This is a genomic window from Mesorhizobium sp. M1E.F.Ca.ET.063.01.1.1 (genome assembly GCF_003998155.1).
In the GTDB taxonomy this organism is placed as follows: domain Bacteria; phylum Pseudomonadota; class Alphaproteobacteria; order Rhizobiales; family Rhizobiaceae; genus Mesorhizobium.
Map to the genome: position 1 here is coordinate 1 of NZ_RZSC01001535.1, position 507 is coordinate 507.

The 507-nt window shown below is 60.0% G+C and carries 2 pseudogenes; both read right to left on the bottom strand.

The features are described 5' to 3' along the window. Positions 1 to 56: 56 nt before the first annotated feature. Positions 57 to 305: pseudogene (locus EOA29_RS44145) on the bottom strand (hypothetical protein); the annotation flags it as partial. A gap of 96 nt (positions 306 to 401) precedes the next feature. Further along, positions 402 to 507 (bottom strand): annotated as a pseudogene (locus EOA29_RS43640) (type IV secretion system protein VirB3); the annotation flags it as partial.

The following is a 507-nucleotide window of genomic DNA, read 5'->3' on the forward strand; positions in this document are numbered from 1 at the left end:
GCACTGGACAAGCGGACTTCATCCTATGCAACTGGTTCGGACTGAAGTCGGCGAGGTCATCGGACAGAATGGGCAGCCGTCAGTCTTCCCGCAGCGTGGGTCGTTTGGAGGAAGCGCATGGACCGCAGTGAGGGCAACGATGGCGTCCCGCCCCTTCGTGGCGACCGCGGACTCCCAAGACGAACACAAACTATCATCCACGCAGACCTTGACCAATTTCGGATAGGCGGTACCGCAAAGACATCGACGGCGACCGAACGCAGAACGCTTTCTGTCACGCTTCCCAGAAGTACCTTGATGATGCCCGAACGGCCATGCTACCGACCACCGAAGAAGCGTCGGTCGGGTCTCAGGCGTGTAAGGTTGGTTCGCCCGAATAGGTGCTGTTCTGGGACCGCCAAGGTCTCCACCCAGGTCAGCAGAATGCGAAACATGTTGTGGTCGTGTTTGACGAGTGCGCGCAACCCACGTCCACGAGAGCTTGGGCGATGGAGCCGGCGCTGGTGG